At 45.8% G+C, this 14,542-nt stretch carries 14 protein-coding genes; 1 reads left to right on the forward strand and 13 read right to left on the reverse strand.

Translation table 11 applies throughout. The features are described 5' to 3' along the window. Window positions 1-15: 15 nt before the first annotated feature. Window positions 16-591 carry an NUDIX hydrolase gene (locus ACKTR2_RS02910; RefSeq protein ID WP_407882527.1) on the reverse strand — a complete coding sequence of 192 codons (576 nt, stop codon included), beginning with the start codon at window positions 589-591 and terminating at the stop codon, window positions 16-18. 41 nt (window positions 592-632) lie between these two features. Beyond that, window positions 633-869 carry a cold shock domain-containing protein gene (locus ACKTR2_RS02915; RefSeq protein ID WP_407882528.1) on the reverse strand — a complete coding sequence of 79 codons (237 nt, stop codon included), beginning with the start codon at window positions 867-869 and terminating at the stop codon, window positions 633-635. Between the two features lie 403 nt (window positions 870-1,272). Between ACKTR2_RS02915 and ACKTR2_RS02920 the strand changes: the two genes are divergently transcribed. Further along, window positions 1,273-1,521 (forward strand): helix-turn-helix domain-containing protein, encoded by a 249-nt coding sequence (locus tag ACKTR2_RS02920; protein ID WP_407882529.1) that lies wholly within the window; start codon window positions 1,273-1,275, stop codon window positions 1,519-1,521. 87 nt (window positions 1,522-1,608) lie between these two features. Here the strand turns inward: ACKTR2_RS02920 and ileS are convergent, their stop codons facing one another. From ileS to mraY, 11 genes are all read right to left on the reverse strand, one after another. Next, window positions 1,609-4,398: an isoleucine--tRNA ligase gene (ileS, locus tag ACKTR2_RS02925; protein WP_407882530.1), complete on the reverse strand. Its 2,790-nt coding sequence runs from the start codon at window positions 4,396-4,398 to the stop codon at window positions 1,609-1,611. Between the two features lie 338 nt (window positions 4,399-4,736). Continuing rightward, window positions 4,737-5,435: a DivIVA domain-containing protein gene (locus ACKTR2_RS02930; protein ID WP_407882531.1), complete on the reverse strand. Its 699-nt coding sequence runs from the start codon at window positions 5,433-5,435 to the stop codon at window positions 4,737-4,739. A 67-nt stretch (window positions 5,436-5,502) separates the two neighbouring features. Continuing rightward, window positions 5,503-6,291 carry a YlmH family RNA-binding protein gene (locus tag ACKTR2_RS02935; RefSeq protein WP_407882532.1) on the reverse strand — a complete coding sequence of 263 codons (789 nt, stop codon included), beginning with the start codon at window positions 6,289-6,291 and terminating at the stop codon, window positions 5,503-5,505. A 21-nt stretch (window positions 6,292-6,312) separates the two neighbouring features. After that, window positions 6,313-6,585 carry a YggT family protein gene (locus ACKTR2_RS02940; protein WP_407882533.1) on the reverse strand — a complete coding sequence of 91 codons (273 nt, stop codon included), beginning with the start codon at window positions 6,583-6,585 and terminating at the stop codon, window positions 6,313-6,315. A 39-nt stretch (window positions 6,586-6,624) separates the two neighbouring features. Further along, window positions 6,625-7,047 (reverse strand): cell division protein SepF, encoded by a 423-nt coding sequence (locus tag ACKTR2_RS02945; RefSeq protein WP_407882534.1) that lies wholly within the window; start codon window positions 7,045-7,047, stop codon window positions 6,625-6,627. Between the two features lie 117 nt (window positions 7,048-7,164). Beyond that, a complete protein-coding gene (ftsZ, locus tag ACKTR2_RS02950) occupies window positions 7,165-8,457 on the reverse strand; it encodes a cell division protein FtsZ (protein WP_407882535.1) in 1,293 nt (430 codons plus the stop codon). A 19-nt stretch (window positions 8,458-8,476) separates the two neighbouring features. Continuing rightward, window positions 8,477-9,817 carry a cell division protein FtsA gene (gene ftsA / locus ACKTR2_RS02955; protein WP_407882536.1) on the reverse strand — a complete coding sequence of 447 codons (1,341 nt, stop codon included), beginning with the start codon at window positions 9,815-9,817 and terminating at the stop codon, window positions 8,477-8,479. Between the two features lie 199 nt (window positions 9,818-10,016). After that, a complete protein-coding gene (locus ACKTR2_RS02960) occupies window positions 10,017-10,598 on the reverse strand; it encodes a cell division protein FtsQ/DivIB (protein WP_407882537.1) in 582 nt (193 codons plus the stop codon). A 371-nt stretch (window positions 10,599-10,969) separates the two neighbouring features. Next, on the reverse strand, window positions 10,970-12,091 hold the full coding sequence (murG, locus tag ACKTR2_RS02965) for an undecaprenyldiphospho-muramoylpentapeptide beta-N-acetylglucosaminyltransferase (protein ID WP_407882538.1): 1,122 nt from the start codon (window positions 12,089-12,091) through the stop codon (window positions 10,970-10,972). Then, window positions 12,088-13,470 (reverse strand): UDP-N-acetylmuramoyl-L-alanine--D-glutamate ligase, encoded by a 1,383-nt coding sequence (murD, locus tag ACKTR2_RS02970; RefSeq protein WP_407882539.1) that lies wholly within the window; start codon window positions 13,468-13,470, stop codon window positions 12,088-12,090. Before murD ends, murG begins: the two co-directional genes overlap by 4 nt. 74 nt (window positions 13,471-13,544) lie before the next feature. Beyond that, the gene (gene mraY / locus ACKTR2_RS02975; RefSeq protein ID WP_407882540.1) at window positions 13,545-14,513 is read right to left on the reverse strand and encodes a phospho-N-acetylmuramoyl-pentapeptide-transferase; all 969 of its coding nucleotides are present in this window, start codon (window positions 14,511-14,513) and stop codon (window positions 13,545-13,547) included. Window positions 14,514-14,542: the final 29 nt, after the last annotated feature.

Genomic DNA, 14,542 nt, shown 5'->3' on the forward strand with positions numbered 1-14,542 from the left:
GAGTCAAGCAATTTTCTAAATTAACGATTGTCCCGGTGTGACTAAACCAGCATCTAATAGTTGCCAATAGTAGATTGCTGTGACGGTCTTTTGATCCACGATCTTGCCATCGGTTAAAAGTTGTTTAGCTTCACTTAACGTATATTCGTGCAAGGTAATATTTTCATCCGCATCTTGTGGGAGGGCGGTCGTTACCGGTGTTAATTTAGTGGCGAGATACAATGTCATAAATTCGTCGCTAAACCCGACTGATGTGTAAAATTGACTGACCTGGGCAATCGCACCTGCTGCATAGCGAGTCTCTTCATTAAGCTCACGAATGGCCGCTGCTTCAGGATTATCTCGATCACGATCGTCAAGTTTCCCTGCCGGAATTTCAATGGTGACTTGTTCAATTGGTGCACGCCATTGTTCCTCAAACAGCCCCTTACCTGTTTCAGTTAGTGCTAACATAGCCACGGCCGCGGCATGGTGCACGACATCTCGGTGAGCCGTTTCACCGTTTGGCAGTTGTACGGTTTGATTCTCAACGTCAATGATCGCCCCATGATACTTAGGCGAGACACCAATGACTGTCTCTTCAAAATCCATTGCAATCCTCCTCATTTTTTACAGTAAGTAGCTGGGCTGCCCTACTGGTCGCCATTTTCGACTTTGGTCACCTTAGCAGCTTGCGGGCCACGGGTCCCTTCCACAACAACAAATTCTACTGTTTCACCCGGCGTTAATGTCTTAAAGCCTGGTGTTTCAATCGCTGAAAAATGGACAAATACATCTGGGTTGCCTGCTACTGCGATGAAGCCAAAGCCTTTCTCTTGATCAAATGTTTTGACGATGCCGTGTTCACGGCCATCCGTTAACTTTGCCATGTTGTTCTTCTTTCCACATGTGACTTGAGTTTTAGTATAGGCAAAACCCCAACTTTTTTCCAGTCGTAACCGTTTAATGATCATTCGCGTCGGCTTCAATTTGAGGATCTTTTGAAAAAATTTAAAAATAGCGCGTCTATTTTAAAAACAACCGGTTGTAACCGGATTGGGCCACACCTATTAGTTTTGTTCAGCCTAATAATAAGGCGGCGCTCGTTTTATGCACATAAATGAATAACAACTTGGTACTACTAGTATTCCAAGTGCATGGGCTGCTCGTAAAACTTATTCCAATAAAACCTTTTACTACACGCCCGTTTGCGTTTTTTAAAGGAGTCGGTATAATGCATATGTCGCTGGAAACATTACTCAGATAATCAATGAATTTTTGGAGGTGGCTGACTTGTTAAGCGACATGCTTCGAGAACAACGGCTTAAACAGCACCTGACATTACGCCAGTTAGCCGCGGCGTTAAACGACCGGTATCAATTAAATTTGTCAGCCGGTATGTTGTCGCGTTATGAAAACGGCACGAACGTTTCCATGGGTAACCTCTTCTTCATTGCCGATTTTTTTGACATTGACTTGACTGCCTATACTAAAACGTTTGTCGAACAACATCGCTCAGCCATGCGCATCAGTGAATCCTAATCGTGGTTGTACTCAAAAATCCCTCATTTGCCGAACAAACCGGCAAATGAGGGATTTTTTTTAACTTCGGTTTAACGCATCATCAGATTACTTTTCCAGTCCGTCATTAATGCTCTCTGGGAATTCGGTCCGCACAATGTGAGCACAACGCGCACACAACATTGGATAAGCGTCGTCGCTGCCAACATCTTTTTTAATCATCCGACACCGTTGACATACCTCACCATCAGCATGTTCCACAACCACAGCAACATCTTCGTACTGATCTGCTTGGCTCGTAGCTTCTTCCAACGGCTTGATATCTAATTGCGACACAATCAACAATTGAGCCACGTTACTATGCAAATTGGCCAGCATCTTTTCGTTATGCTCACTGACATATAACGTCAAGGCTGCTTCCATTGGTCGGCCAATCAGCTTTTGATCCCGCGCTGTCTCTAAGGATTTCAAGACATCGTTACGTAAGGCCATGAAATCTGCCCAACGACCAATTAGCGCCTCATCTTGCCATTCAGGTTCTACTGCTGGCATCTCAGCTAATTGCACAAAAGGCTCTGACTCATGCAAGAAGCCCCAGATTTCTTCACTAGTATGCGGCAAGATCGGCGTCATTAATTTGGTCAACCGCACTAGTACTTGATACAACACTGTTTGCATGCTGCGCCTTGTCCGAGAATCAGCCGCGTCAATATAAAGAATGTCTTTGGCAAAATCCAGATAAAAGGCCGATAGATCATTGGTTACAAAAGCCAATAAACCCTTGTAAACAGCAATGAAATCATAGCGATCGTAATCTGCTTTGATCGTTTCCACAAGTTCATTTAAACGGCTAAGCAAATAGCGATCGGCACCAGCTAATTCGGCATACGGCACCGCGTTATGATCTGGGTCAAAGTCCGTCACGTTCGCCAGCATGAAGCGCATGGTATTACGTAATTTTCGGTAGCTTTCGGAGATTTGACTAAAGCTATCCATTGACACGCGGACATCGGCAGAAGAATCGACAGATGCCACCCACAGACGTAAAATCTCGGCCCCCATCTTATCGACAACGTCTGCTGGGGCAATGGTATTACCGATGGACTTACTCATCTTTTTACCATCTTTGTCTAAAGTAAATCCTTGACTGACCACACCTCGATATGGGGCTTGTCCGGAAACAGCCACTGATGTGATCAGGCTGGAGTTAAACCAACCACGGAACTGGTCAGAACCCTCTAAATAAAGATCAGCAGGGTACGTTAATTCTGGTCGGGCAGCCAAAACGGCCTGATGGCTAGAGCCAGAATCAAACCAGACATCCATAATGTCAGTTTCTTTCGTGAATTCGCCATTAGGTGAATGTGGTGATGTGAATCCTGCCGGGAGCAACTCTTTAGCATCATGCTCAAACCAATAATTAGAACCGTGCTCGCCAAACAAATCCGCAACATGGTTAATCGTTTCTTCGGTCATAATCGGCGTACCATCTTCAGCATAAAAGATTGGCAATGGTACCCCCCAAGCTCGTTGACGGGAGATGACCCAGTCACCACGATCCTTAATCATGTTGTACAACCGCCGTTTGCCCCATTCTGGCTGGAATTTAACACCATCTAATGCATCTAGAATTTGATCTCTAAACGAAGAAACACTGGCAAACCACTGTGGTGTGGCCCGGAAAATAATTGGCTTTTTCGTTCGCCAGTCAAATGGATAACTATGGACGTATGGAATATGCTTCAGCAACAGGTTATTAGCCGCTAACTTATCCATGCTCAGCTGATTAGCATCCTCATAAAAGACCCCTTCAAAGCCAGGTGCTTCATCGGTCATCTTGCCTTGCGCATCGACGGGAGCAAAAACTGGTAAACCATACTTGGTTCCAATATTGAAATCATCTTCCCCAAAACCAGGTGCCGTGTGGACCAATCCAGAACCAGCATCTAAAGTAACGAAGCCACCGTTCATGACCATCAATTCACGATCGTAATATGGATGGTTAGCCGTCATCTGATCTAATTGGCTACCCTTGAGCGTCTGTAAAGTTTTCACGTTTTCCCAGCCAAGTGTTTCCGCCACATCATTGACTAATTGCGTCGCCACCACGAATTTGCGCGTTTCACCAGCTGGCTGAACGACTGAGTAGTCAAACGAAGCTGAGACTGTAATCCCTTCAGAGGCCGGAATCGTCCATGGGGTTGTCGTCCAGACCACAAAATACGTGTCATTATCTAGCAAGCCGTGACCATCTTTAACCTGTTCCGCAAAGAAGATCGATGGTGACTCCACATCATGATACTCGACTTCAGCCTCTGCTAATGCAGATTCTGAGGACCATGACCAATAGACGGGCTTTTGGCCGCGGAAAATGTAGCCCTTTTTAACAAATTCACCAAAGACGCGCACTTGCGCGGCCTCGTATTCGGGTTGCAACGTAATGTATGGATGATCCCAATCACCAGCGACCCCCAGACGTTTAAAACCAGTTCGCTGCTTATCAATTTCCTTTAAAACAAATTGTCGACATAATTCTCGAAATTGAGCCGTCGTCATCGACTTTCGGTCCACACCCTGGTTGGTCAAGGCTTGTTCCGTTGGTAATCCATGCGTGTCCCAACCAGGAACGTAAGGCGCCCGAAAACCATTCATTGACTTGAAACGAACGATAATATCTTTACTAATTTTGTTCAAAGCATGACCAATATGAATATCGCCATTCGCATATGGCGGACCATCATGCAGCACAAACGAGGGTTTCCCTTCATTTAACTTCTGACGTTGTTCATAAACTTTGTTTTCTGCCCAGACGTTTTGCCGTTCTTGCTCGGTAACGGGAAGATTTCCCCGCATCGGAAAACCGGTCTTATTTAAATTGAGCGTTTCCTTAATCCGCATGCACAAACTTCCTTTCCTCATGACATCATGACTGAAAATTCATCGCAACAACAAAAAACTCGTCCCTGTTCAGGACGAGTTAACGTGGTACCACCTAAATTTAAGCTTCGCTAACGCCTTGACAGTCGGCTAAATCCGGCCATTCAATGCAGCAAAACTCCTTAATCGTCCGGATAACGGTCGGAGCCGGGTTCACCTACTTTCCCATCTACTGAGAGTTCAGTCAACACTAACACTAAGAGGATCAATTATACGGATGGTGCCGGCTAACCTCTCACCAGATGGTTGCTCGCTGTACGGACACCCGCTAATCGCTGTTCTTAGTGGCTACAATGACATTATGCTTGGGGCGCATCTGAATCCGGCGCCGAATCATTGGCCGCCGAATTGTTGCTGTCTTGATCACTATCAGGGAAAATGACCACTGTCTGTGATTGAGCAGCAGGCGTCTCTGGTTCACTTGGTGTGCTTGGCGCCAAATGAGTCGGCTGACTATGGTTAATAGCCGCTTGCAATTCAGGATAACTTTGCAGACCAGTTGGTTCAAGTAATTGGTTCCAGTCATCAGAATTAACCAGATCTAATTGTGCTTGGACCATCGCCGCCAGTCGTTGCTGGAAGGTCTTGGTTTCAGCCCGAAGTGCATTGCTTTCATTATTCAACCGCGTCGCATTATTGGCGGCTTCAGCAGTAATCTGACCCGCTTTCGCCTGGGCTTCAGCGACCACCGCTTGCGCCTGTTGTTGGGCTTCACGAGATACATTTGTGGCCTGATTATTAGCTTCCTGCTTAACCTTATCCGCAGCTTCTTGCGCGACCAAAATTGATTGGTTCAACGAGTTCTTCATCTCGTCATACTGGCTCAAATTATGGTTCGCCTTATCCAGTTGATCCTGCAGATCTTTATTTTGATTCAAGACTTGTTGATAGCTGGCAATCACTTCGTCCAGAAAGTCATCAACCTCCTGAGCGGCATAGCCGTTGCGGCCCTTGCGTGTGAATTCCTTATTATGAATATCCATTGGGCTTAATGCCATAATGATTTCCTCCATCCGAAACGAAATCCGTAATTAACTTACGTTTTCATACACCTCTAAGCATAAGTTAACGACGCACGACTGACAAGTCGATTTTTAGTTTATCTTTACGAGTTTTACCATTTAATGTATCCAACCGAACCCGACCAAAGTGCCGAACCGAAATCATATCATCAGCCTCTAGTACAGTATCAGCATGCGTATTGGTCATCCAATTTAACCGCACATTTCCTGCTTCGACTAGTCCCTTGGCCCGATTACGTGAAAGATTAAAGGCCGCAGCGACGACTGTATCTAAACGTAATGACGTCACCAATTCCGGTAGCTGCTCCCAGTCAACTTGTGGCAATAAAGCATCTGTTAACGAACGTTCACTCAAATGAACCTTAATTTTGCCAATCCGTTCCACTTGAGTTTTAAAAAACGCGGTCATTGAGGCCGCCACTATGACCTGCCAAATGCCACCATCCGTGATAATATCACCGAAAATACTCGTGTCAATCCCAAGATTCGCTAGTGTACCCAAGATGTCAGAATGATGCAATTTAGCAAATTTGGTTGGATAGATGATTTCCAATAACTGTAACTCAAAATCATCAATTTGGGGTGTGTAATAATCCGGAAAAATGAGCGCTCGTTGTTGTTCTGCATTCGGATAGCCGCCGTTAGCATGAATTTTCAATCCGTCCTCAGCATTGACTAACGTTTGCAAAATGTATAGTTGACGCGGATTTAAGAAACCAGTGAGATACGGCCGATACTGACTACCTGCTGTCGCAATCCACGTTTGGGCCTCGCTAATAAAGCTGGCCTCTTCTGGGCGAAAATGTTGAATGACTTGTGTGTCTGCTACCATGGTCTATGCACCTAACCTCAACTATAAAACGGATAAAACTGATTGTAATAACCCAAATAGCCCATACTGAACTAAAATCAGGACCAAAATTGCAACTGTGGGCGCAAAACTAATCCCACCCAATGGTGGAATAAAATCAAACAGTTGCAGGTAGGGGCCGCAAATTCGACCCAAAAAACGACCAAAGCTGGTCCCATACGCACCTGGAAACCAAGACATTAAGACATACACAATTAAAGCAAATGTGTACAGCTCAAAGGCCCAATTAAGGACGGTAAATAATAAAGCAATCACGAATTCGACTCCATTTCAGTTAATTGTCCAATAGTGTTTTCAAAAATTATGCCCATTTTGATCAAATTGGGCTGTTAAATCACCAGAAACCTCAAAACTGTTCGGAGTACATAGGAAAATCGTGTCACCGACTCGCTTGATTTCCCCGCTGATAGCAAAAACTGCCCCCGTCAAAAAATCGACCATCCGCCGGCTGGATTGATCATCCAGTTTATCAAAATTAACGATCACGGCCTGACTTTCCAGTAGCTGTTGCGCGATTTCCTTAACATCCGAATAAATTCGAGGTTCAAATAAACTGATGTGGTTGGCGATTGCTGAACGGCCAGCCATGTCGACAACTTTGGCTGGTCGACGCGTACCACCAGTACTCGTTGGTCGTGGCGACTGTGAGGCCGTCGAATTATTGACAGTCGCATCTGTCTCTTCCATCCCAAAAAAGTTGCTAAAACTAAATGCCATGTGGGCTCCTTTCCAACTCGGATGATGGGTCTAACTACGGTCTACACACTGGTAACAACAAAGTCACTCAGATTGCTGAGTGACCGCGTTCATCCTAAAATTAATTTCCGTGACCGCTTACCGATCATTATTACGTCGGCGACGTCGGAGAAATGGTGGTAAGTCAATCCCACCAGCCTCTGATTCAGCAGATTCATTAGTTGCAGCAGCATCAGATGAATTGGCATTGAAGACATCGAAATCAGTTTTTTCCACCCCAGCAAATTCCTCACTGTCAGCCTCACTGGCAGGACGATTATTTGTCGTTGGCTGACGAGTAATGTCCCAATTGCCAAATGGATCGGTATTGCCTGCTGATTCTGCAGGCGCCGCTGAAGTGGCCGAGGTTGGTTGACCGCCTTGTGGTTCAAAAACATTCCGTCCATTGGCTTGTCCAGCTTGGCGCGCAGCTTTTTTATGATCGATTCCGGTGGCAATAACCGTTACCCGAACTTCATCACCTAAGTTTTCATCAATGGACGTCCCAAAGATAATGTTCACATCAGTTGTGGCTGCCTGTGCCACAATATCAGAAGCAGTTTGCGCTTCAAATAAGGACAAATCAGGCCCCCCGGTAATGTTCAACAGCACTTGTTCAGCTCCATCAATCGAAACTTCTAATAATGGCGAAGAAATAGCTGCCTTGGTCGCGTCGGCCGTGCGGTTTTCACCTGAAGCAGCCCCAATGCCCATGAGTGCCGTCCCTTGATCTTGCATCACAGTTTTAACATCGGCAAAATCAAGGTTCACGAATCCAGGGGATGTGATTAGGTCCGAGATACCTTGAACCCCTTGACGTAACACATTATCGGCTTCCTTAAAGGCATCCATCATTGGCGTCTTTTTATCAACCATTTCCAACAGTCGGTTATTGGCAATGATGATTAACGTATCAACATTTTCTTTTAGGTTTGCAATTCCTTCAGCGGCATAACGCCCCCGCCGTGGTCCTTCAAACGTAAATGGTCGGGTCACCACACCAACCGTGAGGGCACCTTGCTCCTTGGCAATCCGTGCTACCACTGGCGCAGCCCCGTTTCCAGTGCCACCACCCATGCCGGCGGTCACAAAGATCATATCTGCACCAGATAAAGCTTCTGCTAAGGCATCTTCACTTTCTTCAGCAGCCTTTTGACCAACTTCTGGATTAGAGCCAGCGCCCAAACCACGAGTTAATTTAGGTCCTAACTGGATTTTAGTCGTCGCGTTACTACCGTTTAAAGCCTGCACATCCGTGTTAGCCACGATAAAGTCCACTCCAGAAACTTTATCGTCGATCATTCGGTTCACGGCATTGCTACCACCGCCACCAACTCCGATTACCTTAATTTTTGCGCCAACTGGTTGGCCTTGTTCCACTGCATTTTCCATTTATGGTTCCTCCACTTGCTTAATCAAAGAAATTGCGAAAGAAGTCCCGTAGGCCACTTACACGATTTTTCTTGTCTTTCGATGATACGGTTGTTTGACTCGTCTGATCATTTGTAGGCGTTGCTTGAGCCACTTGTCGACGAGCCGTTTGCTCATCAATAACCGGCGTCACATCGGCTTGTGGGACAAATTCACCCATCAACGCATCCTTCACTAAGCGCTGGGTTTCATTTTGCAAACCACTATATTTAATCAAGGCCAACGCCGTTGCGTTTTGCGGATGCCGCAGTCCCATCTGCTCAGGGACATAGATTCGAGCCCGTACACCGAAAATATCTTCGGCCAACTCTACGATTCCTGGCAATGCTGCAACGCCACCAGTTAACACAATGCCCCCTGGTAATGAGAGGGCTCCCACTTGATCCAATGAGGCTCGCAATGTGTCAAAAATCTGTTGAACCCGCGCTTCAATAATTTCAGCCAAGTAATGTTCACTGACCGATACCGGTTCAGGCTGACCAACAACGGTCACTGGAAATTGATTTTCTTCATTAGCTTGGTCTGCATTGGCAAAACCAAAGTCGCGTTTAAGCCGCTCAGCATCACTCATTGAGGTGTTCAACACCACTGAGATGTCCTTAGTGATGAAATCGCCACCCTCTTGATCGACAGTCGCATATTTCAACTGGTGATCGTGAATGACAGCAGCCGTCGTTTGACCACCACCCAAATCAATAACCACCGTACCGAAGTCTTGTTCACCATCATTTAAAACGGTTCGCCCCAGTGCAAGTGGCGTAACTGTCACATCGGCGACGTGTAATCCAGCCTGCATCACCGCTTTTTTAGCATTATGCACAATGGTTTTCGGACCAGAGTAAAGCGTGCCATGCATTTCTAAACGAACCCCGACCATACCACGTGGATCCTGAATCTCATCAAAGCCATCGACAACAAATTCGTCCGCCGCGATCGAAATGATTTCCCGCTCTGGCGGTAAGCTCTGTAGCAAAGCCGCATTGGTAACATTTTGAACATCGCGATCCGTAATCTCACGCGCTTGATTGCCATCCGCAACAGCAACCATCCCAGATGCTGGCTCAATTTTCAGTTGATTAGCTGGAATTCCTAAAATAACAGAATCTATATGGACATTGGCCTTTTGCTCAGCTTGATTCACTGCTGCACGAATCGCACTGGCAGCCTGATCAATGTCGACAATTACACCACGACTGAGGCCCCGCGATGGCTGTGTCCCCGCCCCAATAACATTCATCTCACCGTTACTTTTTTCGGCAACGATCACTTTAATTGAGGTGGTTCCAATATCTAAGCCGACAAAAATTTCCGCGTTATCCATCAAACCGGAACCTCCCATAGTAGCTGATTTTACCTAATCAGTTCAAATTTTAATTTATTTCTTTTTAGTTGATATGACGAGACTAACACCCATCATCCAATTATCAAAAGTTTACCATACTTAACGCGGCTTTCGCACCTCGAAATAAAAAAACACCGCGTTGTGACGGTGTTTTAACAAATTTGGCAAAATTTTTACCTTATCGACTCGTTTGCACATGATCATTGGTCGTTCCATGCTTTGTTTTCGATTTTGATTTATGTTGCGGAAATGGATACGAATAAGCACCGACCTCAAGATTGACGATCCCCTTCCCATTCATCTGTGCAGCAATTTCTGGATAGTACTTCATCTTTGCTCTGAACGAAGCAGGCGAAGCGTAAACCTCATTGCCGTCATTCATAAATAAGTGTAAACGTTGTGGATTAGCCTTAGTTGGTGACAAATCAATTTCGGAAATTCCGCGCTTGATATCTTTCGACAAACCTGCGTACTGTTGGATGACTAAGGCAAATGTGGCATCGTGTTTAAAGCCACTATAGACCGGATAACCAGCTGTGGGGTGGGTCAAGGGCGTTTTTAAAATGCGGCCATTTTCAATTACTTGGTAATATTTCCCATTCCGTAACAAATTCCCTGCTTGCAAATATTCCTTAGCATCTAAGCGAACATCCCACCAGTGCGTGGTCACGGTAACCTGTTTAATCAGATCATTGTTGGTGTTGGCGACCTTCGACAATTGCTGATCGTGATGCCAAACCGTCCATAATGGCTGCCCCACTCGCAACCCACTCGCTTTTATAATCTGTTCACGCTTTAAATTCTGAGTTGGTTTGGCCTGTAGACTGTGAATCGCAAACAGCGGGGAGCTGAGGATACCTAATAATATGACTAAACTTGCTAAAACTCCCCCAACCAAGTGACGTCGATGTCGATTAGTTGCATCCGGTCGCGGCGGTTTTGGGGGCTGGGCCTGAATTGGCTTGATCGGGGCCTTTTTTTCATCATTGGTAGCTTGATGACGCCGAGAAAAAAAGCGTCGGCGTTTATTTGAATCGTTGGGATTAATGACACGATTAGCGATAACCGACGCCTCCTTTCACAACTAAATGAAATCATTTTGCCGAAACTAACCATTTTTTACCACATTAATTACGGTTGACGCGAGCGTGCCAAATCTGTCACGACGGCCAATAATTGATCAGCGGCATCAGGCACGCCCATTTTCTTTGCAGCCATCGCCATTTGGGCCTGACGTTTTGGATCATTCATCAATTGGTCGACAACTGCTATTAACCGTGGTGCCGTTAACTGGGCTTCACTAATCATCTCCGCAGCCCCTTGGTTAACCAAGCTCTGTGCATTTTTAGTCTGATGATCGTTGGTTACATATGGACTGGGAATCAGAATTGAGGGTCGGCCCAAGGCAGTGATTTCCGCTAGGCTAGTTGCCCCAGCTCGCCCAACGATCGCTGAAACTTGAGGTAACACCTCCGGCATGTTGCTGATATATGGGCGAATGACGACATTTTCACCTGGTACAATGTGATCTTGGGCAATTTGTTGTTTAACGTCTTCATAACGCTTTTGACCAGTAACAAAAACAACTTGATAATCACGTTGGTTAAATGTTGGAATTGCAGCAACACTAACCGCGTTAATTTTCAGAGCCCCTTGACTGCCCCCAAAAATCAATAAAGTTGGTTTGTTATCAACTAGACCATACTCAGACCAACTAAAGTGACTCTTAACTTCCGCAACTTGTTGTGCCCGTGGATTACCTGTAAAAATCACTTTTTGTTCTGGAAATTGAGACCGAGCGTCTTCAAACGCAATCGCAATCTGATCGACAAACCGAGACAGAAATTTATTAGTGACCCCCACGACAGAATTCTGTTCATGAATTAACGTGGGAATGTGCATTCGACTGGCCGCGTATAAAACCGCCGAACTGACGTAACCGCCCGTACCAACAACAACATCCGGTTGAAAATCTTTGATCAACCGGCGGGCATCTCGGACCCCCGCTAAAAACAGTTGAACTGTTTTAACATTAGTCTTCAATCCCGCCCAATTAAGTGAACGAGAAAACCCTTGTAATTTAATCGTCTCAAATTGGAGGCCACGGGCTGGGACGATTTTGCTTTCCAAGCCGCGCTGAGTGCCCACATAACAGATCGCTGCCTTAGGATCATGTTGCTTTAAGTCATCAATTAAGGCTAACGCCGGGTAAATATGCCCACCCGTGCCACCTCCGGATACCATAAGTCTCATACATGTTGCTCCTTTTGGTTGGTATAGGCTTCTACCGCATCAATAAACTGGTCACCACGGACCTCAAAACTAGGAAATTGATCCCAAGACGCATTGGCTGGCGATAAGAGAATCACATCTCCAGGTTCACTCAATTCAAAAGCCATAGGCACTGCGGCAGGCGCGTCCTTGGCGAAACGAATCGTTTGAATACCGGCCTGCTTGGCCACATCGGCGAGTAGTGCTTGAGTCTGTCCAAATAAAACGACAGCTTTCACATGTGCCTTAAAATCTGGTACGAGTCGATCAAATGTAAATCCACGATCTAGGCCACCGGCTAACAAAATGACTGGTTGTTGAAAGCCTCGAAGCGCCACCTGTGTTGCCTCAATATCGGTGGCTTTTGAATCATTGTAAACCTGTCGTTGTTGATAGGTCATCACATATTGTAGCCGATGTCGCACACCGGTAAAGGCTCGAAGTGCGTCCGCAATGGCTGCATTACTGGTACCGGCCATTTTAGCGGCTGCTAACGCAGCTAAGGCATTGGCCACGTTTTGTTCACCAGGCACGGCGAGTTGATCAATCGGCATGATAACCTCGCCTCGCCACATTAACTGATCATTGGCCACATAAGCGTCTGTCTGTGGTGCGCCTTTTTGTGAAAAAGTAATAACTGTTGCACGACTTTGCTGAGCTAATTGACGCTGCTCAGGTAAATCCCAATTCATAATCAAAAAATCATCTGGTGTTTGGTTCTTGGTAATATTCATTTTAGCGGCCACATAAGCCTCGCGACTGCCATGCCAATCCGTATGTGCCGTATACATGTTTGTAATTACCGCAATATGTGGATGCAAGGTCTTAATCCCGGCCAACATAAAACTCGATAATTCAGTGACCATCACATCATCTTTACCAAGTGTTTGCACAACCTCCGTCGCCGGCACACCAATATTCCCGGCAAACTTAGCTTGGCCGAGCGTGCGATGCTGATTCAGCATCTGCGTAATCATTGTCGTCACCGTAGTCTTGCCATTTGTCCCAGTCACGCCAATCAATAGCGCCTCATTGACCTGTGCGGCCAATTCAACCTCCGTAATGATCGGAATGTTGCTTGCTTGGGCAGCTTTAATTAAAGAATTATCGTAGGGAATTCCTGGATTTTTAACAATCAACGCGAAATCTTCATCAAGTAACGACAATGGGTTACTGCCCGCAATGACGCGAATACCTGCGTCAACTAACGATTTGGCCGCCGGATTATCGTCAAATGGCTTGGCGTCGTTAGCAGTAACCAAAGCGCCTAGCTTTTTAAGGAGTCGAGCGGCCTGTTCGCCACTTTTAGCCAAGCCCAACACCAACACCTTTTGATTCTGATACGTCGTGATTTGTTTCACTGAAATCGCTCTTTTCTATTTTCGAAATTATCGAATTATTTGTGATTAACGACCGATTCACCAAAAATGCAGGGTTACCACATGGCCCATACACCGGTCACAGCCAAGAAGGCACCCACAGCCCAAAAGGTTAAATCAATACGCCATTCTCCCCAGCCATCTAATTCAAATTGATGATGAATGGGTGTCATTTTAAAGAGGCGTTTGCCATGGGTTAAGCGAAAGTAGCTTACTTGAATGATGACAGTGGCCGTTTCAATTACAAACACGCCGCCAACCCAAAGCAAGGATAATTCGTGGTGCAATAAAATGGCAACTGCCGCTAATGACCCACCGAGTGCTAACGACCCCATATCGCCCATAAATATTTTTGCCGGCTTGTGATTCCAGAGCAAAAATGCCACCAGCGCACCAACTACCGCGAGGCAAAAAATTTGTACCCCGCTTTGATGTTGGTGCTGTGCAATCAACGCATAACCGAAGAAAGCAATAATTGACAAGCCGGTTGCTAGGCCATCTAACCCATCGGTTAAGTTAACCGCGTTTGAAAAGCCGATCAACCAAATAATGGCAAAGATAATATAGCCGACACCTAATGACAAATTGCCCAGTAAAGGTACGTGAAGACTCGTTGAAAAGCCTTCATGACCTAGGACTAACATAAAAATGATGGCCCCCACGATTTGGCCCAACATCTTTTGCCAAGCCTTTAGGCCGTCATTTTGGCGCTCAAAAACCTTAATTGAGTCGTCCCACATGCCCAATAAACCATAAAACACTAAGGTGAACAGCAAAATCCCAGCACTACCATTTAGCACACGTTGCCAAAGGCCAACACCTAGCACAGTAATCACGGTCGCCACGATAAACATCAAGCCGCCCATCGTCGGCGTTCCGTTCTTCTTTTCGTGCCAACTCAAGCCTTTTTCCCAAATTGTTTGGCCTTCTCCGTGTGCGCGAAAATACCGAATTAAGCCCGGTAAGCATAAAGCTGTGATGACAAATGCCATTCCCGATGAACCAATCCACAAACCTAGTTGCATACTTAATTACCCTACTTTCAAAACATTCT

The organism is Furfurilactobacillus curtus, assembly GCF_045862785.1.
In the GTDB taxonomy this organism is placed as follows: Bacteria; Bacillota; Bacilli; order Lactobacillales; family Lactobacillaceae; genus Furfurilactobacillus; species Furfurilactobacillus curtus.

Excerpts from the sequence above, each read along its gene's own strand:
- ACKTR2_RS02910 (WP_407882527.1), bottom strand. The coding sequence starts at position 591 with ATGGATTTTGAAGAGACAGTCATTGGTGTCTCGCCTAAGTATCATGGG.
- ACKTR2_RS02915 (WP_407882528.1), bottom strand. The coding sequence starts at position 869 with ATGGCAAAGTTAACGGATGGCCGTGAACACGGCATCGTCAAAACATTT.
- ileS (WP_407882530.1), bottom strand. The coding sequence starts at position 4,398 with ATGCGGATTAAGGAAACGCTCAATTTAAATAAGACCGGTTTTCCGATG.
- ACKTR2_RS02930 (WP_407882531.1), bottom strand. The coding sequence starts at position 5,435 with ATGGCATTAAGCCCAATGGATATTCATAATAAGGAATTCACACGCAAG.
- ACKTR2_RS02935 (WP_407882532.1), bottom strand. The coding sequence starts at position 6,291 with ATGGTAGCAGACACACAAGTCATTCAACATTTTCGCCCAGAAGAGGCC.
- ACKTR2_RS02945 (WP_407882534.1), bottom strand. The coding sequence starts at position 7,047 with ATGGCATTTAGTTTTAGCAACTTTTTTGGGATGGAAGAGACAGATGCG.
- ftsZ (WP_407882535.1), bottom strand. The coding sequence starts at position 8,457 with ATGGAAAATGCAGTGGAACAAGGCCAACCAGTTGGCGCAAAAATTAAG.
- ftsA (WP_407882536.1), bottom strand. The coding sequence starts at position 9,817 with ATGGATAACGCGGAAATTTTTGTCGGCTTAGATATTGGAACCACCTCA.
- murG (WP_407882538.1), bottom strand. The coding sequence starts at position 12,091 with ATGAGACTTATGGTATCCGGAGGTGGCACGGGTGGGCATATTTACCCG.
- mraY (WP_407882540.1), bottom strand. The coding sequence starts at position 14,513 with ATGCAACTAGGTTTGTGGATTGGTTCATCGGGAATGGCATTTGTCATC.